This is a genomic window from Pantoea sp. SGAir0175, from assembly GCF_043547855.1.
The window spans coordinates 157,369-179,316 of record NZ_CP028082.1; the positions used below are offsets into that span (position 1 = coordinate 157,369).

Genomic DNA, 21,948 nt, shown 5'->3' on the forward strand with positions numbered 1-21,948 from the left:
AATGACCACCTTAAACGTGCAATTACAGGCGGCGCTGTGATGCGGCGTCGAACAGCATCGCACGTTCGCTGTCCAGTGTGACCGGTAAAATATCACCGGCGCGCGCGCCGGAACGCTGGGTGGTAAACAGCATCAGCGGGTGGCCAAACAGTGAACCGTGAATCAGTTCGGACAGGCCGGTCGGCTCCACCAGCGACACTTCAAGGGGCAGCGCATGCTGCTCACCCGGCTGCGCCAGGCTGATGTTTTCCGGACGGATGCCGTAAATGACGTCACGGCCAGCGGCCTGTGCCGCCCAGTGCGTATTCAGGGGCAACTGAGCGCTGTCGCTGATACGCACGCCGCTGGGGGTCATCACGCCGTTGATAAAATTCATCGACGGTGAACCGATAAAACTGGCGACAAACTTATTGGCCGGTGTGTCGTACAGCTCCAGCGGTGTGCCCACCTGCTGAATAACGCCGTGATTGAGCACCACGATGCGGTCAGCCAGTGTCATGGCCTCAACCTGATCGTGGGTAACATAAACGATGGTGTTGTTCATTTGCTGATGCAGCTTTTTGATCTCCACGCGCATCTGGCCGCGCAGTTGCGCATCGAGGTTGGAAAGCGGCTCATCAAACAGAAACACCTGCGGCTGACGCACAATGGCGCGGCCCATCGCCACGCGCTGCCGTTGTCCACCCGACAGCTCTTTTGGCCGGCGATCAAGCAGGTGTGTCAGGCTGAGAATCTCCGCCGCTCGCCGGACTTTCTCCTCAATCTCAGCACGCGGTCGTTTCTGAATTTCAAGGCTGAAGCCCATGTTGCGCGCGACCGTCAGATGCGGATAGAGCGCATAGCTCTGGAACACCATCGAAATATCGCGGTCTTTCGGCGCCACCTCGTTCATCAGCTGACTGCCGATATGGATATTGCCGCCCGTCGCTAACTCCAGGCCGGCAATGGTGCGCAGCAGGGTGGATTTACCACAGCCGGACGGGCCGACCAGCACCACGAACTCACCATCTTTAATGGTCAGATTGATGTCGCGCAGAACCTCAACGTTGCCATAGCGCTTTTCAATTTGCGCCAGCGTAATTTCAGCCATTATTTACCCCTTAACCGCACCGGCGGTGAGTCCCTGAACCAGGTAGCGTTGAATGAAAGCGAAGAACAGACAGGCTGGAATTAACGCCAGCACGGCGGCAGCCATCATTTCGCCCCACGAAACGGCGAATTTGGAGACGAAACTGAGCAGCCCGACCGGAAAGGTCATGACTTCGTTTTTGTTGATCAACATCAGTGAGAACAGCAACTCACTCCACGCGGCGGTGAAAACGAAGCCGAGCGTCGCCGCCATGCCGGGCAGCGTCAGCGGCATCAGCACGCGGTACAGCGCCTGAAAGCGGGTGCAGCCTTCCAGCATGGCGGACTCTTCGAGATCTTTAGGGATGGCATCAAAAAATGACTGCATCAGGAAGGTGGCGAACGGGACATTAAAGGCGCTGTAAATCAGAATCAGCCCCAGCAGACTATTCGTCAGTCCCAGCGGGGCCATCACCCGGTAAATCGGCGCAATGATCATCACCAGCGGAAACATCTGGGTAAACAGCAGCAGGGCCGCCATCACCATCTTGCCGCGAAACTGAAAGCGGGAAAAGGCATAGCCGGCAGCCGCAGCAATCAAGGTGGTCAGCGCGGCAGTGCTGCAGGAGACAATGAGACTGTTAATAAAAAACGTGGGGAAATCACTGTCGGTCAATACCTTGGCAAAGTGGCTCAGGGTGAAACCGCCAGGTAACAGCGTCACGCCCTGACTGAACAGTAACCTGTCCGGCGTGACGGCAATTTTAATGATCCAGTACAACGGAAACAGCGCAAACAGCAAATAGGCGGCGATGCTGAGACGATGACCGATCAACGGTAACAGGCGCATGCGGACTCCTTACTTAAGTAACTGATGGCGGATGCGCAGCAATACCAGCGCATAACAGGTCATCAGCAGTAACAGACACACCGCCATCGCCGAGGCATAACCAAAATCCAGTTTGCGATAAGCGGTGGTGAAGATGTAACTGGAAAGAATCGAGGTTGAACCGGCCGGACCGCCGTCGGTCATCACCACGATCAAATCGGCAAAGTTAGCGATCCAGATGGTACGCAGCATCACGGTAATGGCGATCATCGGGGCGAGAAACGGCAGGGTGACACGGCGAAACTGCTGCCAGCCGCTGGCACCGTCTATGGCTGCCGCTTCATACAAATCTTTGGGAATCGACTGCAGTGCCGCCAGTAGAGTGATGGCAAAAAACGGGATGCCGAACCAGACGTTAGCAATCACCGGCCCCCACATCGCCAGTTGCGGATCGGAAAGAATATTGTAAGGTTCGCTGAGAATGCCCACGTCGCTGAGCCACTGTGGCAGCGGACCTACAACCGGGTTGAACAGCCAGGACCAGGTCAGGCCGGAAAGAAACGCCGGCACCGCCCACGGTAAAAACACCAGCGCCTGCACCCAGCGGCGAAAGCGAAACTCGCGGTTAAGCAGCAGCGCCAGCGCGAGGCCGAAAAAGAACTGCAGCAGCAGCGAACTCAGCGTCCAGTTAAGGGTATGGCCGAGTGCGCGAAAGAAGCGGCGATCGTCGAGCATCTGCGCAAAGTTCGCCCAGCCAACCCAGCCGCTCTCCAGCGGATTGAGCAGGTTCATGCTCTGAAAAGCGTAAGAAATGCCGATCGCCATCGGCACGAAGATGAACAGGGCGATCAGCAACAGGCCCGGTGACAGATACCACCATGGCTCAGCAAGCCGGGTCCAGCGCCAGCGGCGGCGCGCCGGTCTGGCAGGAAGAGAGATTTCAGGCATCATTTCAGGGCTCCGGTTTACGCGGGATTACTGGCTGGCGAGCCAGGCTTTTTGCTCTTTACTCAGATAGCTGGCCCAGTCCTGCACCATATCTTTGGTGTCGTTTTCGCCCAGTAACGTCTCCTGGCTGCTCTCTTTCACAATCACCGAATTGAAGTAGCCCCAGCCTTTAAGGTGGGTCGGCATGGTGAGCGGCACATAATTTGGATCGTTCAGCTCCTTAAACCAGCCGGCAAACTGCGGCGTCTGATAGAACGGGTCCTGTTCCGCACCTTTATAGATGGGTAGGGTGCCGACAAACTTCGCCCACGCCAGGTTGTTGGTTTTATTACTGAGGAAGGTAATCAGCGGCCAGGCGATATCGTTTTGTTTACCCTGTTTGAACATTGCCCAGCCGGTATAGCCGATGGTAGGGAAGGCTTTACCGGACGGTCCGACCGGCATGGGCGCCACAGCAAAATCCTCAGCCGCCATGCTATTTTTAATCGCGATCAGCGCGTCCGGATCCTGATCGAGCATCGCGCATTTGCCGGAATAGAAGCCCGAGACAATCTCGTTAAAGCCCCAGTTCACGCTGTCTTTGGGCGCGCCACCTTGCTGATACAAATCGACCAGCAGTTGTGCTCCCTTTATCGCCCCCGGCTGGGTTAAGGTACTGTTGCCGTCTTTATCAAAGAAGGCAGGCGAACCGTTCATCGCCGCCATAAACATCATCCACGCATTGGTTCCCCCGACACCGCCGCGCATGCAGTAGCCGCTGATACCGTTACCTGACTGACTAATACGCTTCGCGTCGCTGGCAAACTCTTCCATTGTTTTTGGCGGTTCACTCAGTCCTGCCTGCTTAAACAGCTTTTTATTCCAGAACAGCGCTCGCAGATAAAAACCGTACGGTACCATGGTGGCTTTGCCGTTCGCGGCCCGCGCCATTGCCAGCGTTTTGTCCGTCAGCTGGGCGCTTTCAGGCCAGCTTTTCAGGCGGGGTTCAAGATCTTCCAGCATATTGTTGCTGGCGTATAAGCCTTGCCAGGTATCGGGCATCTCCACCACATCCGGTACCTGTCCGCTCTGTAACATGGTGCCCAGTTTTTCAAATGCCTGACCCCACGGCAGCGAAATCAGCTCAATCTCGGTCCCAGGATGCTGCGTCTTGTATTCGTCGAGCATTTTTTGCAGTAGCGCGGTACGTGGTGGGCTGGTAATAACTTCCACCACGGTGAGTTTGGCGGCGAGGCTGCAAAAGGCGCTGCCTAAACCCACGGCGAGTACCAGGGCTTTCAGGGCGAAACGTGTTGTCATGGCTGGTTCTCCGGAGCGTGATTAACGGTGAGTGGCGGCAGCAAGTGCCTGATTCAGATCGGTCCAAAGATCGTCGGTCTCTTCGAGGCCAACAGAGATACGGATCAGGCGCGGCGAGACACCAAAATCCTGGGCTGAATTAAATTCACTGGCCTGATTAATAACCGAAATCGCCGGCATCACCAGGCTCTCGAAACCTCCCCAGCTGACGCCCATATGGAACAGTTGCAGGGCGTTGCAGAATTGCGGTATGTCGACCTGTTCGGTCACGGCAAAGGAAAACAGCCCGCTGTAACCGCGCAGCGTGGACCATTCAGGGGGATTGAGCCCGGGATGGCAAACCGCGCTGACCTGCGGATGATCACGCAGCTTTTCCGCCAACTGCAGGGCGCTTTGCTGATGCTGCTTCATGCGCAGCGGCAGCGTGCGCAGGCCACGCATCAGCAAAGACGCTTCGTTCGCAGACAGTTTGCCGCCAAGGAACGGACTAATGTGACGGGCAATGTTGTTGATGTGCTGGTGGCTGGCAATCACCAGGCCGGCCACCACATCGCTGTGGCCGCTGATGTACTTCGAGGCGGAGTGCACCACGATGTCGATACCACACAGCAGCGGCTGCTGGAATATGGGCGAAGCCCAGCTGTTATCAATCAACGTGACGACGCCTGCATCGCGCGCCAGCGTGGCCAGCTGGCGCAGGTTCTGTTCACTCATCACCCAGCTGGAAGGACTTTCCAGATAGAGCAGGCTGGCGCCGGGCAGCGCGGCGGCTATCGCCGCTTCATCGTCGCCATCAACAAACTGCGTCGTGATACCGAAACGCTGACAAAAGCCGCGCAAAAAGCGGTAAGTATCGGGATAGACATGATTAACGCAGACCACTTTCGCGCCTGGCTGAACCACACTCAAAATCGCGTTGCTGATGGCGGCCATGCCGCTGGCAAAGGCGAGGCAGGCGTCACCGCCTTCCAGCGCGGCAACTTTATCCTGTAGCGCTTTGACCGTCGGATTATCAACGCGGGAATAGAGCGGCTGGTCGCTCTCACCGCGAAAGCGGGCGATCATGCTGTCGTAATCGCTGAAGGTAAACAGCGAGGACTGATAAATCGGTGGCGTTACGGCGCCCTGTTCATGGCGCTGGTCGTGGGTCAGCAGTGTCTGTTGCGCAGTAGGTTTAGCGTTTGGCATGGATCACGTCCTTCATGTCGCGTTCGGTGATATCAAGAATCTGGTGGCAAAGGGCGCGCGCGGCCTGGCTGTCGCGGGCGCGGATGGCGTTAAACAGTTCACGGTGCAGGGGAAACGAGTCTGAAAACAGCGCCTGCTCCGGCGGGGATTCGAAAAAGGCGTGCAGCGTGTCGTAGACGCCGTTAAGCATCTGCAACAGCAGCGGATTGCCGGCGGCGCGGTAGATGCTGGTGTGGAAAGCCCAATCCTCCGGCCCGGCGGAACCGATAGCCAGGTGCACACGCTCCATCTCTTCCAGCCGCCGTTCGATTTCCAGCAGGTCGTCGGCGCTGGCGCGCTGCGCGGCCAGCACGCAGGATTCGGACTCAATGATGCGGCGCACTTCCAGCGCATGAAGCATGTTGGCGGAGTCGTTTTTAAAGCGCAGAGAGAGAAAGCTGTCATGCAGACCGACTTCCGCCTGCAGAAAAGTGCCGCTGCCTTTTTTGCGCACAATGATGCCGAGTGCTTCCCAGCGCTTGAGCGCCTCGCGCACCGTATTACGGCTGACGCCCAGTTTCTCCGCCAGCTCGCGTTCTGGCGGCAGGCGACTGCCCGGCTGCGCGCCGGCATGCGCCATGTAGCGCGTGAGCGCATCAAGAATCAGCGTATCGCTGCGCGTGGGAATGATGGGATGGAGTTCAGCCGGGTCATGCATCGCTATGCCTTAATTGGTCCAACATCTCTACCAAAGGCTTAGCAACCCGCATGCCAGAATCGTGAGGCTTTGATTCAGCAGGAAATTTGATGCCGTAATAAGCACAGATTATGAGATTTACTGGTGCAAAAAGCGCCACGGTGCACCGTGGTGTGGCGGTGCGGTGCTCGTTTTTTGATTAATCGGGGTATGAATTCAGCAGATGCGGTGGCACAGCGGCAACGCTCAGCCAGCAAAACCGTTAGCCATGACGTTAAGGTAAAAGAAGAGCGTTGTGACCGGTTAAATGACCCGGCACTGCGGCGTCAGCGCAGATTGCCGTGGCGCTTATCAATACGGCACTGATTTATCGCTGACATGATCTCATATCATTCGGTCTGCTTATGCGGGGGTCATGCCGCCATCGCTTTGTGTTAATGAATCAAAATCTCCTGCTAATTTTCTGTTGTCTATTTGTGTTAAGGAGAACTGTTTTTTTCGCGTAATTAAAACTTTGCGAAATTTATTGTCTTTTAATATTAAGCGGAACTCTCTGATTGTTTAGGTGATATTCTGCGCACAGAAGCTTACAAAACCTTTACAATTAATTTTACTTAAGTCTTTGATGATGGCAAAAATAAGGATATTGCTGGCGCTGTCTATTATTATAGCGTCAGGCCAGATTATCGCTGCCCCTTTGACACCCGGCGACCACGATTATCTGCAAAACCAACAACAGCAGCGACTGGAACAGGATCAGCAGCAGCGCGATGCACTATGGCATGCTGTGGCACCGCTGAATGCGCCGGACGCCTCCCCGGCGGGCCCCGGCCCCTGTTTTCCGATCCAGCATATCCGTCTGCAGCACGTCACGCTGATATCCGATCGTCAGCAACAGGCGCTGACGGCACCTTATATCAATCGCTGTCTGAATTTGAGTGAAATTAATGCGCTGGTACATGCGGTCTCTGACTGGTATATGCAACGTGGTTACATTACCAGCCGGGCGTTTTTAGCCGAACAGGATCTGTCGCATGGGCAGTTAATTATTCCGGTGCTGGAAGGAAAACTATTCGCTATTCGCCTCGACGGGGCGCAGCCGGCGATGTTAAAGATGGTTTTTCCTCATATTGAAGGAAAAATACTTAACCTGCGCGATATTGAGCAGGGTATGGAGCAAATTAATCGCCTGCGCCGCACCCCGGTACAGATTGAAATTCAGCCTGCGCCGCAGCCCGGTTATTCAGTGGTGAACCTGACGACAGCGGCAGAATTTCCGCTCAGCGCCGCGCTGGGATTTGATAATAGCGGACAAAAAAGCACCGGTGTCGGTCAGTTAACCGCATCGCTGACCGGCAACAACCTGTTAGGGCTGGCGGATCGCTGGTTTATCAGCGGCGGTCGCAGCAGCGCATTCAGCGAGTGGCGTGACGCGCAGAATGTGCAGGCGGGTGTCAGCGTGCCGTATGGCTACGGCCTGCTCGACTACAGCTATAGCTGGAGCAGTTATCACAGTCATTTTGATAACAATGGTTTCACCTGGCTGAGTAACGGCGACAATATTGCGCATCGCCTGAATGGCTCATGGGTGCTGTTTCGCAACGGTGAAATCAAAACCAGTTTGCAGCTCGGCCTGAATCACTACACCAGTCACAACTATCTCAACAATACCCTGTTGCAGAGTAGCAGTCGCAAAATCACCAGTACCCAGATCGGATTCAACCATACGCAAAAGGTGTTCGGTGGCGTGGCAACGCTCAACCCAACCTTTAGCCGCGGTATGCCGTGGTTTGATGCGGAAAGTGATGCCGACAAAAGCGGGGACTTACCGCGGGCGCAGTTTCGCAAGTGGAGCCTGAGCGGCAGCTTTCAGCGACCGGTTTCGGACAAGTTATGGTGGCTCAGCAGCGTATACGGCCAGTGGTCACCGGATCGGTTATACGGCAGCGAACGCCTGACGCTCGGCGGCGAAAGCTCAGTCAGGGGTTTCAAAGAACAATACCTGTCAGGCGACGCGGGTGGCTATTTGCGTAATGAACTGGATTACACCCTGTTCACCTTGCCGTTGGTCGGTGACGTCAGCGCCCTGGCGGCGGTGGACGGCGGCTGGCTGAAGAGCGATGCGCAGAACCGCGAGTCTGTTGGCACGATATGGGGCAGCGCAGTGGGGATCAGCACCCGCAGCCGTTTCTTTTATACCCAATACACGGTTGGTTTTCCGCTCAGTTATCCCGGCTATCTGCAACCGGATCACGTTAGCATTTATGCCCGGGTCGGGCTGGTTTTTTAAGAGGCAATGATTATGGATGATCGTCAACCGGTTTCCCCGTTTCGTCGCGCGCTGAGCTACTTCATTTGTTATCTGGTGGCGGTACAGCCACTGCTGCCGGTTGTGGCCGCGGAAATTACCCCGGTTACGCCGGGCACGCGCATGGATGCCGCGGGTAACGGCGTGCCGGTGGTCAATATCGCCACGCCGAATCAGGCAGGTATTTCCCATAACCAGTACCAGCAGTACAACGTCGGTCAGCAGGGGCTGATTCTCAATAATGCCAGCGGGCAACTTACCCAGACGCAACTGGGCGGACTGATCCAGAATAACCCTAACCTGCAAGCCGGGCACGAAGCCCGGGCGATCATCAATGAAGTGGTGGGAGCTAATCGTTCGCAGTTGCAGGGCTATACCGAAGTCGCGGGTAAAGCCGCGAATGTGATCGTGGCCAACCCTTACGGCATAACCTGTAACGGCTGTGGCTTTATTAATACGCCCAACGTCACGCTCACCACCGGAAAACCGCAGCTGGATGCCAGCGGCAATCTTGCCGCGCTGGAAGTCACCAAAGGCGATGTGACGGTTGAGGGCAAAGGGCTGGATGGCAGCCGCGCTGATGCGGTATCGCTCATTGCGCGCGCCACCAAAATTAATGCGGATATTCATGCCAGCGATCTCGCTATCACGGCGGGTGCCAACCGCGTTGCGCAGGACGGTTCGGTTACGCCAATCGCCGGAGAAGGGCCAGTGCCGTCGGTGGCGGTCGATACCGGTGCGCTTGGCGGCATGTACGCTAACCGGATTCATCTGGTGTCGAGCGACAAAGGCGTCGGGGTCAACATCGGTAACCTGCTGGCCAACCAGGGTGATATCACGTTAAACGCGAATGGCACCCTGACACTGGGGAATGCCAGCGCCAGCGGCAAGCTGCTCGCGAATGCCCGCGATATGCAGCTGCAGGGGACGCAACAGGCGACCGGTGACGTAGCGCTGAACAGCCAGGGCAATGTGCAGCTGCGTAACAATAAACTGACCAGTGGCGGTAATCTGCGCCTGGCAGCAAGCGACGTCACGGCAGATCAAAACAGTACCGTTGCAGCTAACGGTGACATCAGTGTGACGGCGCAGACGCTGAAGAATAACGGCCTGATTCAGGCGCAGAAAAACCAGACTATTACGGCAAATACCTTACGCAACCAGGGACGCTTACAGTCGGCAGGCGGGCAAACGCTCAGCACTGCATCGCTGGACAATCAGGGATTGATCGGGTCTTCGCGTGCGCTGCATATCAGTGCCACGCAGCAGGCGCTGAATGGCGCAACGGGGACTTTACTCGCCGGTGAAGAGCTGAATTTAGCGGGTGGCGATTTCACCCTGAACGGTTCTGTAAGCGGTAAAAACGGCCTGACGCTAAGCAGCACCTCATTGCAAACCGCAGCAGACGCCCGGCTTAGCAGCCAGCGCAACATTAATCTCAGCGCCCGTCAGCAAATACTGCAAGGCGAGATTGCCAGCGGCGGTAGCCTGATGTTAAACGGCGATACCCTCACGCTTGGCAGCACAGGCAGGCTGCACAGTGACGGCGACGTCTCACTGACTTCCAGCCAGCAGGCTACGATCGGTGGTCAGCTGGACGGAGATAATGTTCAGCTGAGCGGTGGTGCCTTGCACCTGAGCAAAACCGGAATGCTCACGGCTCAGCAGGACCTTAGCCTGACCAGCGCACAGCAGCAGCTGGATGGACAAAGCCGTGCGGGTGGCAATGTCACTTTACGTGCAGACCGCCTCAACGCTCTCAATGAGGGCAAGCTATCCGCCGGTAATGACATTGCATTACAGGTTAATGATCAAAGCCAGTGGGCTGGCACGCTGATTGCCGGGCGCGAGCTGGCTTTCAGTGCAACTGACTTCGTCAATAGCGGTACGCTGGCGGCGAATGGTAATACGCACTTTAGTTTTGATCATCTGACCAACGCGGGTCTGCTGCAATCGCTCGGCCAGCAAACGCTTTCTGGCCGCGTATTAACAAATAACGGTACGGCACAATCTGGCGCCGGGCAGTTGCTGGATGTCGGCAAGCTGGATAACAACGGTCTGCTGGGCGCGCAGGGCGACTTAACGCTGAATGCGGATCAGTTTACCGCTGGCGATGGCAGTAACACCTTGACAGACGGCGCTCTGCGGGTGCACTCCAGCCAGGCTGACCTCGGTGGAACGCTGAGCGCGAAGCACAACCTCGATTTCCAGTCAGAAAAACTGACGACCCGCGCAGGTTCGTTACAGACCAGTGAGCAAAATATTCAGCTCAATGGGCAAAATATTGATCTGAACGGCACGCTTTCCGCCGACCAGGCCCTGACACTGAATTCGCAACAGTTAAGCAGTGGTGATAACGCGCGCACACAGGGCAAAAGCGCCATCGCGCTCAACGTTGCCGACCAGGCCGATCTGGCTGGCCAGTGGTTTACACCCGGCCAGCTGACTTTGCAGGCGGGTACGCTCAACAACCGGGCGCAGACCGGCGCGCAGGATCTGACCATTGCCGCAGACATTATCAATAATGCGGGCACGCTGAGCGCCAATAATCGCCTGGATCTGACCGCTGACTCATTACAGCAGCAGGGCACTCTTAACGCGCTGGGCGCGATGGCGATCCGCAGCGATGCATGGCGCAACCAGGGGAAAACCTCTGCACGAACGCTGGATATCAGCGTGAAAAACACGCTCGATAACGCGCCTGAGGGCTCACTGCTGGCCTCAGATGGGTTGACGCTGAACACTTCCGCGCTGAGCAACGCAGGTAACCTCAGTGGACAAACCCTCGAACTTGATACCGAACAACTGACTAACAGTGGGCTGATGCAGGGCAATCAATCGGTCACGCTGCGCAGTGATGCGCTCAATAACCTGCAATCCGGGCAAATTCTGTCAGGCGGTGCGCTGAAAGTGGACGCTGGAAGCACACAAAATGCCGGACGTTTGCAGGGCAGCTCGCTGCAACTGCGCGGCAATACGCTGAATAACAGCGGTATCGCCCTCGGCAGCAAAGGGCTTGATGTTGCGTTGCAGCAGACGCTGGACAACGCAGGTAGCCTGTTGTCGGACAGCGCCGCTACGCTGCAAAGTCGCGAGCTTAATAACAGTGGCAAGCTGTTGAGTGGTGAACAACTTTCGCTGACAGGCTCGCAGTTGCGTAATCAGGGTCAGATGCAGGGCGATACGCTGGCGATTCAGGCGGACAGTGTAAGCAACAGCGGCAATCTGATCGGCTTGAAATCCCTGGTGTTGCAATTACAGCAGGATCTGACCGATGCCCAGTCGGGCCGGTTACTGACTCAGGGCGCGTTGAACGTGAATGCGCAACGTATTAACCAGCAGGGCAGCTGGCAGGCGAACAGCATTGATGCCCGTGCCAGCCAGATTGATGTCAATGGCAGCATCCAGTCCGCAGTGCGCACCAGCCTTACGTCGACCGGCAACCTGCACACGCTGGCGCAGGGTAATATCGTTTCCAGTGGTCTGGCGGCCATTCAGGCGGCGAGCCTGAACAATGAAGGCAAATGGTCGGCAAAAAATCTGCAGCTGCAGGGTAATTCGCTGCTTAATCAGGGAAGTGCTACAGCAACAGACGAGCTGACAGCCAACCTCAGCGGACAGTTGCAGCAGCTAAAAGGCGCTGCTTTGCTGAGCGCGGGAACCAGCACCCTGAAAGCGGGCTCGATTGATAGTGCCGGTGATATCGAAGCCAAAAATCTGGTGATAAACAGCGGCAACCTGACTAACCGTGGTCAGCTGTATGCCCAGCAGAACCTGAGTGGCGACGTTGAACAGGCGATTGCGAATCAGGGCGGGGTTCTGCGCAGCCAGGGTGCTCTGCAACTCAACGCGCAATCTTTACTGAACCAGGGACAGATTCAGGGCGATGGCATTACGACGATAACGCTAAGCGACAGCCTGAATAACACGGGCAGATTGCTTACCGGTGGTCCATTGACGCTGTCGGCACCGACGGTACTGAATAGCGGCCTGGTGCAGGCGCAGGGGCTGGCTTACAGTGGTAACAACCTGGTGAACAGCGGGACTTTTACCGGTCTGGGTGATAGCCTGGTGAATGCCAGCCAGATGACCAATCAGGGACAGCTGCAGGGCGATAATTTACAGGTGCGCGGCGGTGTGTTGCACAACAGCGGTAGCGTATTCGCCAGCCGTGCGCTGGCCCTGACCTTACAGAATGCTGATAACCAGGCAACCGGCAAACTCTATAGCGCAGGCGATCTGACCCTCAATACGCCGGTGCTGAATGCGGCCGGCAGTCTGCTGGCGCTGGGCAATATGACCCTGCAACTGGGATCGGGGTTCACGCAGAGCGGCACGCTGGCAGCGGGTAAAGCGCTGAATCTCAGTACACAAGGCGATCTCACCGTTCTGGGGACGCTGCAGGGCAACAGTCTGCAACTCAGCAGCAATAATTTCATCAATAATGGTCAGCTACGCAGCGGCAGCGGCGCGTTGAACGTCGATGCCAGCAACATGACGCTTAATGATAGCGGAAGCGTCCAGGCTGGCGGGGATATGCGTCTCACCAGTCGCGGCCAGTTAGTGAATTATGGCTTCGTCGGGACAGCAGGGAATTTGCTGATGACAGCAGGCAGCCGGATAGAAAACCGTGCGCTGCTGTATGCCGGGAATAATATGCAACTGCTGGCCAGCAGCATTCAAAATAATCGTGGCGATATCCTGGCGAATAATAACCTGTGGCTGCAGCGTGATGCGGCGGGTAACGCCAGCGATGAAGTGATCAATACCTCAGGCAACATTGAAACCTCGCTCGGAGATATCACCATCCGTACCGGGCATCTGCTGAATCAGCGTGAGGGGATTAGTCATTCGATTTCCTACCAGGCAGCGACCGATGCGCCTGCGGGTCTTGGACAAGCTACCATCAAGATGAAACTCGGTCAGCTGAATGATGATGAAATTGGCATCTATAAAGGTACGGAATACGAGGAGATAGGTGGCAGCCGCGGTAATGGAAACGGAGGGACAATATCAGTTCCGTTCACCAGTCTGGCACCAAAAATCGATGCTGCATCGCGCCAATTTCTTGTGGGATCTACAGTCACCAGTGCTTACTCTAATGGCGGCGCCGGGCGTATTGCTGCAAACCGAAACCTTATCGTCTCAGCTGACTCTTTAGATAATAACGCCAGTAATTTACTGGCAGGTCAGGACATTAATTTATTGGGAACAAACCTCAACAATCAGTCCTGGCAGAACAGCATTGAAAAACAATATTTGCTCTACAAATATACAGGCGTCACAGGCTCTGATAATACATCGCCTAAAGTGATTAGCGATCTTCGGAACGGTCAATCTCATGGCGTTAAATACCGTGACGGCCTGGGCTCCGAGGTGGTTTATACCCTGCAGGGCGCACCCGTTTATGAAACCATCCAGACGGGCGAAGGTCTGCGTGCCGTGATTCAGGCTGGCGGCAACGTCAGCGCGCGTTTTACGAATAACCTGAGCAATACGGATACCGTGGCTAACGCTGGCAGCATGGTGCATGCTATTAGCAAACCGGGTATCGCAGGAACTGCGCCACTGCAATCCGTAGGTGGCGTGCAGAACCAGCAGCTTGCCGCCGTGCAAACTCTCGCCGTCGGGTCTCCGCAGTGGAAGGATGCGCTGACAGGCGCGCTACAGCAAATAGGTAATCAGGGCGCGGCGTTAACTGATTATCCACTGCCTGCCGGTAACAACGGCCTGTTTGTCGCCAGTAAAGATCCTGCCAGTCCCTACCTGATTACCACTAACCCACAGCTGGCAGAGGTCGGTAAAACCGACGGCAGCCTGTTTGATGGCCTCAATGCGTTTCTCAGGAACCCGACTTCCGGGGCAGTTCAACAATCGGCTCAGGCGGTAACGCAACCGGCGCTGAGCAGCAGCCCTCGAGTCGAAACGGCGGCAATCTATACCGACAAAGATAAATTCCTCGGTTCTGCCTATCTGCTGAATCGTCTGCAGCTTACACCCGATAAGGATTATAAATTCCTCGGTGATGCCGCGTTCGATACCCGCTACGTAAGTAACGCCATATTGAGCCAGACCGGGCATCGCTATGTGGCTGGTACCGGCTCCGATCTGCAGCAGATGCAATACCTGATGGACAGCGCGGCCCGGCAACAGGCGGGCCTGGGCCTGCAACTGGGGGTTAGCCTTTCGCCGGAACAGGTGGCGGCCCTGACCACGAGTATTGTGTGGTGGGAAAAAACCACGGTTAATGGTCAAACCGTGCTGGCTCCGAAACTCTATCTGGCGCCAGGCGACAGTGAGATCGCGGCAGGTAGCGTGATTGCTGGTCAGGCGGTGAAACTGGATGCCGGGCAGATCAATAACGACGGTAGTACTATTAAAGCCGAGACGCTGCTGTCAGCCAACAGCAATAGCTCACTGAATAACCTGCACGCTGGTTTACTGGCTTCGGGCGGCGATCTGCAACTGAATGCGATTGGCGATATTAATAATATCGGTGCATCGATTTCGGCCGAAACCGTTTCGCTCGCATCGGCGGCGGGAAACATCAATAACGTTACGCAGGCTCAGCAGTGGAGCAGCCTGGTGCTTAAAGGCATCAAAAATGCGCCCGAGTTAAGCTTCAGTGATACCCAGTTAGGGGATGTGGCCAGTATCTCAGCCAGCAAAAATGCCAGCCTCAGCGCGGGTGGCAACATCAATAACACGGGTGCGACGCTCGCTGCTGGCGGTGATTTACAGCTGGGTGCGCGGGGCGATATCAATATCGCCGCCAATGCGCTGCATACCGATCGCCTTAATAAAAATAGCAGCGCGGTGGTGACCTCCAGCCAGGACGGTAGCGTAAGCGCGGGTGGCGATCTCACCGCGCGTGCCGGTCACGACCTGAATCTGAGCGGCACCACGCTGGTGTCAAAAGGCGATACGACGCTGGCCGCCGCAAATGATATCAATCTGAATACGCTGGATAACAGTAGCCATCAGACGCAGGGCAATAGCAAAAACGACAGCATTAACGCTACGCGCAGTACCATCCAGAGCAGCGGAAATTTAGCGTTGAGCGCCGGTCGCGATATTAACTCGCAGGCAGCGCAGCTGATGGCCGATTTAAACGCTTCCCTGAGCGCAGGGCGCGATCTGAACCTGAATGCCCAGCAGAGTCGCGTATACAGCGAGAGCCGGGGCGGCAAAAAAGTGACGATCAACGAGCAGGTTCGTCAAACCGGCAGCGAAATCAGCAGTGGCGGTAATATCGTGCTGGCCGCAGGGAATGACATCAACAGCGCAGCCAGTGAGATTACGGCAAAACAGGATATCGCCGCGCGCGCCGGGCATGATATTAACCTCACTACGGCCACCGAAAGCGATTATAACTATCGCGAAGAGACGAAAACCAAAAAAGGTCTGTTCAGCAAGAAGACCACCCACACCATTCAGGAAGACAGCGCTACGCACGAAAAAGGCACGTTGCTCAGTGGCAACAATATCTCCGTGAGCGCGGGTCACGATCTGCTGGTAAAAGGATCGCAGGTCGCGGGTGATGATAACGTGGCGCTCAGCGCCGGTAACAATGTCGGGATCTCTGCTGCTACCAACACGGAGTCGAGCTGGCGCTTCTCCGAGACGAAAAAAAGCGGCCTGATGGGAACCGGTGGGCTGGGTATCAGCATCGGCAGCAGTAAATCACTCCACGATCTTAAGGAAAAAGGCACGACGCAAAGCCAGAGTGTCAGTACCGTTGGCAGCATCGGCGGGAACGTTTCAATCACCGCAGGCCAGCAGTTGCAGGTGCAGGGGGCGGATTTGATTGCCGGCGGCAACATGGCCCTGAAAGGTGACAGCGTAGCAATCACGCCCGGCCACGATGTACGTACGCGCGACGAACGTTTTGAGCAGCGCACCAGTGGACTGACGCTGGCGCTTTCAGGCGCAGTAGCCGAGGCGGTGAACAGTGCTGTCTCTGCCGCACAGTCCGCCAAAAAAGAGAGCGATGGCCGTCTGGCCGCATTACAGGCAACCAAAGCGGTGCTTTCCGGTGTTCAGGCGAACCAGGCAAGCCAGCTTGCGCAGGCCAATGGCGATCCTAACAATGGTGTTGGCATCAGTATTTCGCTGACCACTCAAAAATCAAAATCTCAGCAGCATCAGGAGTCCGACGCCGTCAGCGGTTCTACGCTGAATGCCGGGAAAAACCTCAGTATTGATGCCACCGGTAAAGGCACTAATGCCAACAGCGGTGATTTGCTGATTGCCGGTAGCCAGCTCAAGGCTGGTGGTGATACGTCACTGCACGCAGCGAACGACATCAACCTGACGGGCGTAGCAAGCACGCAACAAACCAGCGGTAAAAACAGCAGCAGCGGTGGCGGTATCGGGCTAAGTTTCGGCGTGGGCAGTGGCAGCGCAGGACTGAGTATTTTCGCCAGCGTTAACGGGGCGAAAGGCCATGAAAAGGGGAATGGCATCGCCTGGAGCGAAACCACCCTCGACAGCGGCGGTGCTGTCGACATCCGTAGCGGTCGTGACACCACTTTGACTGGCGCGCTGGTTAACGGTAACAGCGTGACTGCTGACATTGGTCGCAACCTGTCTATTACCAGTCTGCAGGATAGCGATAACTATGATTCGAAGCAGATCAGTTTTGGTGCCGGCGGCAGTTTCACTTTTGGCTCAATGACCGGTTCCGGTTATATCAACGCCAGCCAGGATAAAATGCACAGCAATTACGACAGTGTGCTGGAGCAAAGCGGCATTTATGCCGGTCAGGGCGGGTTTGATATTACCGTTGGCAGTCACACCCAGCTCAATGGTGCGGTGATAGCCAGCCAGGCTGACGCGGATAAAAACCATCTTGATACCGGTACGCTGGGCTTCACGGACCTGCATAATCAGGCAGATTATAAAACCCAGCACCAGGGGATTGGCCTCAGTTCGACAGGCAACTTCAGCGGCCAGTTCAAAGGGAACATGGCCACCAGTATGCTGGCGGGCGCAGGCAGCAGTGGCCACGCAGAGGGAACCACGCAGTCAGCCGTTGCCCAGGGAACGATAGTGGTGCGCGACCAGGCAAATCAGCAGCAGGATGTTGCTGCACTTAGCCGCGACACCGAGCACGCTAATGACAGCATCAGCCCGATTTTCGACAAAGAGAAGGAGCAGAAACGCCTGCAGACGGCTCAGCTGATCGGTGAAATAGGCAGCCAGGTTGCGGATATCGCCCGGACGCAGGGGCAGATTGAGGCGACGGAAGCAGGTAAGAAGGAACTGGCAAAAAACAACATAAACCAGCCGGATGCCGACGCGCCTGCGGCTAAAAAGAAAGCGTATCAGGAAGCGCTGGAAAACAGCAGTGATTATAAGAAGGCCATGGCACTCTGGGGCACCGGCAGCGATATCCAGAAAGGGATTCAGGCGGCGACTGCGGCGATTCAGGGTTTGGCGGGTGGCAATCTGGCGCAGGCAGCCAGCGGCGCAGCGGCACCGTATCTGGCCGAGCAGATACACAAATATACCGCTGACAATCAGGCCGCAAAAGCGATGGCTCATGCAGTGGTAGGTGCGGTAACATCGTGGGCGGCAGGCAACAGCGCGGCAGCAGGCGCGACCGGTGCGGTCAGCGGAGAGCTGATGGGTCAGTTGATCATGCATTCGATGTATCCGGGTAAACAGGTCAGCGACCTGCAGGAGTCGGATAAGCAGATCATCAGTGCACTGAGTACCCTGGCTGCAGGTCTGGCCGGCGGCGTGACCGGTGGCAGTAGCGCCAGTGCGCTGGCCGGCGCTCAGGCAGGGAAGAATGCGGTTGAGAATAACTGGCTGAGCGTGCAGGAAGCCGACAGAAAGAAACAGCTGGAGACGAAGCGCGACTATCTGAAACAGGAACTGACACCGGCTGAAGCGAAAGAGCTGGCGACGATTAATCAGACAGATAAAGCGCGTGATGAAGCGATAAAAGCGGTCTGTACGGATGGTAATAAAGGTGGTTCAGCCTGTGGTGCGCTGATTGGCCCGGCTCAGGAAGCATTTAATAAATATGGTGAAAATGCGACCTACTCATTGTTGTACAGGGATTTATATCCACAGGATGTGAAAAACCTGGAAAGTGTTTTGCAGGGACTGGATGCAGGCAGTATCAGCCGCGACCAAGCCATAACAGCAATAGCACAGGCGTCCGGTGTGAGCTGGGAAACAGCAGCAGGCCGTTATGATATAGCAATGCAGACTCAGGAACTGGCTGCCGCTCTGGCGGGTGCTTACGGGCTGAAGAGTGTAATTAAGGAACCGACAAAAGAGAGTTCAGCAAAAAAACTATCTCAACCTTCAGCCGGAAGAACGGCAGAGCCAAATAGAAATGCTGCTGATGAGGAAGCTTCAGGGTGGTCACAGTACGATAAATACCGTAATGAAAGCGGAGACTGGAACTGGCCTGCAAAATTAGGTTTTGCCGAAGAACCAGTTAAAACAACGCTTCCTGTAGGCACTCATTTGGATAGGTATGGCAAGACAAATGGTTCTTTCTTGGCACCACAAGGTACGCCCCAGGAACAGCGCGCTTTAGCACCTGGCTCCTTAGCGGATAAGTACCATGAATACGTTGTCATAAAACCGTTGCCTGTTATGCAAGGGAAAATAGCCCCTGCTTTTGGTGAACCTGGCGGAGGTATTCAGATTCTGCCTAATATGCAGGAACGAGTAAATGTACAATGGTTGTTAGACAACAAATATCTTGAGAAGGTTAATTGAAATGCTGTTGAGTATTAATGATCTTCAAAAAAAAATAGATACGCTGGTTTTGATATTAGGTTTTCCGGTTCACTCTGTTAACCTTTGCTCAGCACCTATTGATGATGGAACGCCTTATATTTCATTTGAAAATGGAAAGTATAATTATATCTGTTCCGAGAGAGGATATGAGTTCTCTAGAAAGGTTACAGATTCAACAGATGAGTTACTTTATTGGATTATGTATGATTTTATACATGATGTAGCAGTCGAGTACGAATTAAATAATCGGGTTCCTGGTAAAGATAGTCGGCGTATTTATTTTCCAAAGATTATTGAGCTTATGAACAAAATCAACATCGAATGGGGAATAAAATCTCGAAAACATTTTGAAGAAATTCTTGCTGCCAGTCCTTACGATGATAGCCTCTACTTATAATCTTAACTCAATAAATCCCGGCCTTAGTGCCGGGATTTTAATCCACAGATCAGTTAATTACCCTTCATTCGCCAGCCGGATGAGCAGTTGCCCCGGCCAGGTGATCACCTCGATCTTCTGCCCGGACGTGAAGCCCAGCTGCTCCAGCCAGCGGCCTTTAATGGTGAGCTGCGGCAGCGGGTTCGGCTGGCCCCGGTTAGGCCGGTAGCCGAACCTGTAATCCGCAGGCAGCGGTTGTGGGCGTGCGGGTCTATGACTCATGATGCGTGTCAGCCATGATCAACTACTTCTTAGTTGCTCATGGTCAGCGGGCTGGGGTGCTCCAACACCTCAGTTCCGCGTCTGTTAATTACTCCGTTTTACTAATCGCTGCCGTAACGCCCTGGAAATGCTCACTTGTGGCTTAGTATCGTGCTCAGCCATGATTAACTACCTCGTATAGTTGGTTATGGTTAGCGGGTTGGGGTGTTGGCGCTCCTGAGCTCCGCGTCTGATATCTACTCTGTTTAAACAATCCCATCGTCCAGCATCTCAGCCACAAATTACTGCTTCGTCATTTGCAGTTGCCGGATCGCATCGATCTGCCTTTCCAGCCCTGGCATCCGTTCAATGGTTCGTGTGATACGATCGCGGGCAGCAGGCAACAGCGCGGCAGCAGGTGCGACCGGTGCGGTCAGCGGAGAGCTGATGGGTCAGTTGATCATGCATTCGATGTATCCGGGTAAACAGGTCAGTGACCTGCAGGAGTCGGATAAGCAGATCATCAGTGCACTGAGTACCCTGGCTGCAGGTCTGGCCGGCGGCGTGACCGGCGGCAGTAGCGCCAGTGCGCTGGCCGGCGCTCAGGCAGGGAAGAATGCGGTTGAGAATAACTCGCTGAGTGATATAGCGCAGGCGCAGTCTGAAGGTAAAACGCTTGAGCAGAAGGCCGGTGAGTATGTTGAGGCGGAAAACGAGCGCTATAAGAAGGAGAACTGTGCCGGATTAAGCGCGGAAGCCTGCTCGGTGAAGATGTACGACGAGCGGCGTGAATCGCTGAAAGAAACCCTTACCGCCGGTGCAGATTTTGTGCCGGTGGTGGGTGATATCAAGAGCTTTGCGGAAGCGCAGAGTGCGCTGGAATATCTTGCCGCAGCGGTAGGGTTGATGCCGGGCGCAGGGGATGTGGCGGGCAAGGCCATTAAAGCGGCTGAGACAGCGCTGACAAAGGGGAACTTGCTGAAGCCTCGAAGCTGATCAATAAGGCCAGCGATGAAATCGTTGCTGTATCAGGTAGTAAGGGAAACTGGAGTAAATAACTGAATAATCCCCTGCCAAATAAAACGTATAAAGTTGATGCTAATAAAACGTATGTGACCGATAATAATGGCCGGGTAGCGTCTGTTGAAGCAGATCTGTCATTATTGACAAAAGACCGTAATACATACCAACAGTGCAAAGCTGGTAAATGTGGGGTTGCAGGGGATGAAGGTGGTCACCTGATAGCCAGCATTTTTGGTGGTATGGGTGAGAAGCTTAATATTGTTCCAATGAGTGGTAATCTGAATAAGGGTGCCTGGAAACAAATGGAAAATACGTGGGCTTCTGCCCTGAAAGAGGGTAAGCAGGTGAATGTTAAAATAGATCCCGTTTATTCTGGAACTGGTGGTCGCCCTGAAAGCTTTAACGTTATCTACTCTATCAATGGTGGTCGCCCAATAGAAAAAACCTTTATAAATGCACCGGGAGGGAAATAATGAGAAATGATCAAGAGATTTATAAAGATATCGGTACTGTTTTATATAGTATCGCTCCCGACAAAGCTAAGAAGATCATTATGCGTGCAGAATTGTCACCGGAAAATGATCATTGTGAGTATGAATATGATTATCTTGATGATGATGATAAAACTCAATGGTTAACGGCAGGTGGAAGGGCGAATACAGATATCCTTCATTATCTAGTAGAGCTTCGCAACTACTATATTGAAAACAATCTGACCAATGGCCGCCCTGCGTGGCATGGATGTAAAGTGACTCTGGATGTTGAAAAAATGAAACTAAATATAGACTTCCGCTACGACGATTAGCAATCAATGATCCCGGCTCTCAAGCCGGGATCTTCCTATTTTTAGCCGTCAAATCTACCCATAATGCCCGTTCCCGCGCTTGATCACCGGCAGATCGCCGGTGTAGTTCAGCGCGCCAGGGAACGCCTTAAGTCACTGCTTCATCTTCGGCCTGTTAACGGAGACCACGCCACATTTAGATAACACAAGTACTTATGAACATGGCAAATACTTGTTAGTTCCAGAATTGAAAGTATTTTTTAACCCGCAAAAAAATAATGTAGTTGTGGTTGATAAAACAGGTAATTTTGTCAGTGGATGGAAGCTTGATCCTCAAACGAAAAAGTATGATAACGTTATGGATAACGAGATTTAAGATGAGTCAATCACTTAAGAGCTACATTGACAGTTTTATATCCAAGGA

The 21,948-nt window shown here is 54.6% G+C and carries 12 protein-coding genes and 1 pseudogene; 6 read left to right on the top strand and 7 right to left on the bottom strand.

Translation table 11 applies throughout. The features are described from left to right. Positions 1 to 22: 22 nt before the first annotated feature. From C1N56_RS20080 to C1N56_RS20105, 6 genes are read right to left on the bottom strand one after another with little or no spacing between them, the layout of a single operon-like run. Positions 23 to 1,090 (bottom strand): ABC transporter ATP-binding protein, encoded by a 1,068-nt coding sequence (locus C1N56_RS20080; RefSeq protein WP_088517298.1) that lies wholly within the window; start codon positions 1,088 to 1,090, stop codon positions 23 to 25. Between the two features lie 3 nt (positions 1,091 to 1,093). Beyond that, positions 1,094 to 1,918 carry a carbohydrate ABC transporter permease gene (locus tag C1N56_RS20085; protein ID WP_021509079.1) on the bottom strand — a complete coding sequence of 275 codons (825 nt, stop codon included), beginning with the start codon at positions 1,916 to 1,918 and terminating at the stop codon, positions 1,094 to 1,096. 9 nt (positions 1,919 to 1,927) lie between these two features. Beyond that, positions 1,928 to 2,848, bottom strand: a complete 921-nt coding sequence (locus tag C1N56_RS20090) for a carbohydrate ABC transporter permease (protein ID WP_394517648.1) — start codon at positions 2,846 to 2,848, stop codon at positions 1,928 to 1,930. Between the two features lie 24 nt (positions 2,849 to 2,872). Next, positions 2,873 to 4,144: an ABC transporter substrate-binding protein gene (locus tag C1N56_RS20095; protein WP_104093323.1), complete on the bottom strand. Its 1,272-nt coding sequence runs from the start codon at positions 4,142 to 4,144 to the stop codon at positions 2,873 to 2,875. Positions 4,145 to 4,165: 21 nt separating this feature from the next. Continuing rightward, entirely contained in the window at positions 4,166 to 5,332 is a 1,167-nt protein-coding gene (locus tag C1N56_RS20100) for a PLP-dependent transferase (protein WP_394517649.1), read from the bottom strand. Further along, a complete protein-coding gene (locus C1N56_RS20105; protein ID WP_021509083.1) occupies positions 5,319 to 6,029 on the bottom strand; it encodes a FadR/GntR family transcriptional regulator in 711 nt (236 codons plus the stop codon). Before C1N56_RS20105 ends, C1N56_RS20100 begins: the two co-directional genes overlap by 14 nt. 604 nt (positions 6,030 to 6,633) lie before the next feature. Here C1N56_RS20105 and C1N56_RS20110 point away from each other — a divergent pair. Genes C1N56_RS20110 through C1N56_RS20120 form a run of 3 tightly spaced genes read left to right on the top strand, consistent with a single transcriptional unit; the run spans position 6,634 to position 19,477 of the window. Beyond that, positions 6,634 to 8,298 carry a ShlB/FhaC/HecB family hemolysin secretion/activation protein gene (locus tag C1N56_RS20110; protein ID WP_127834921.1) on the top strand — a complete coding sequence of 555 codons (1,665 nt, stop codon included), beginning with the start codon at positions 6,634 to 6,636 and terminating at the stop codon, positions 8,296 to 8,298. A 12-nt stretch (positions 8,299 to 8,310) separates the two neighbouring features. Continuing rightward, complete coding sequence (locus C1N56_RS20115) at positions 8,311 to 19,059, top strand: hemagglutinin repeat-containing protein (RefSeq protein WP_394517650.1); 10,749 nt, start codon at positions 8,311 to 8,313, stop codon at positions 19,057 to 19,059. Between the two features lies 1 nt (position 19,060). Next, entirely contained in the window at positions 19,061 to 19,477 is a 417-nt protein-coding gene (locus C1N56_RS20120; protein WP_104187390.1) for an Imm63 family immunity protein, read from the top strand. Positions 19,478 to 19,534: 57 nt separating this feature from the next. On the opposite strand, the gene C1N56_RS20125 is transcribed toward C1N56_RS20120, so the two are convergent. Continuing rightward, positions 19,535 to 19,738: a SymE family type I addiction module toxin gene (locus C1N56_RS20125; RefSeq protein ID WP_104187388.1), complete on the bottom strand. Its 204-nt coding sequence runs from the start codon at positions 19,736 to 19,738 to the stop codon at positions 19,535 to 19,537. Positions 19,739 to 20,113: 375 nt separating this feature from the next. On the opposite strand from C1N56_RS20125, the pseudogene C1N56_RS20130 reads away from it, so the two are divergent. The 3 genes and pseudogenes from C1N56_RS20130 to C1N56_RS20140 all read left to right on the top strand — a co-directional run. After that, positions 20,114 to 21,213 (top strand): annotated as a pseudogene (locus C1N56_RS20130) (DNA/RNA non-specific endonuclease); the annotation flags it as partial. Further along, positions 21,213 to 21,545 carry a hypothetical protein gene (locus C1N56_RS20135; RefSeq protein ID WP_058775901.1) on the top strand — a complete coding sequence of 111 codons (333 nt, stop codon included), beginning with the start codon at positions 21,213 to 21,215 and terminating at the stop codon, positions 21,543 to 21,545. The pseudogene C1N56_RS20130 and the gene C1N56_RS20135, both read left to right, overlap by 1 nt. A gap of 151 nt (positions 21,546 to 21,696) precedes the next feature. After that, positions 21,697 to 21,900, top strand: coding sequence for a colicin D domain-containing protein (locus C1N56_RS20140; protein WP_168715004.1), 204 nt, complete (start codon positions 21,697 to 21,699; stop codon positions 21,898 to 21,900). Positions 21,901 to 21,948: the final 48 nt, after the last annotated feature.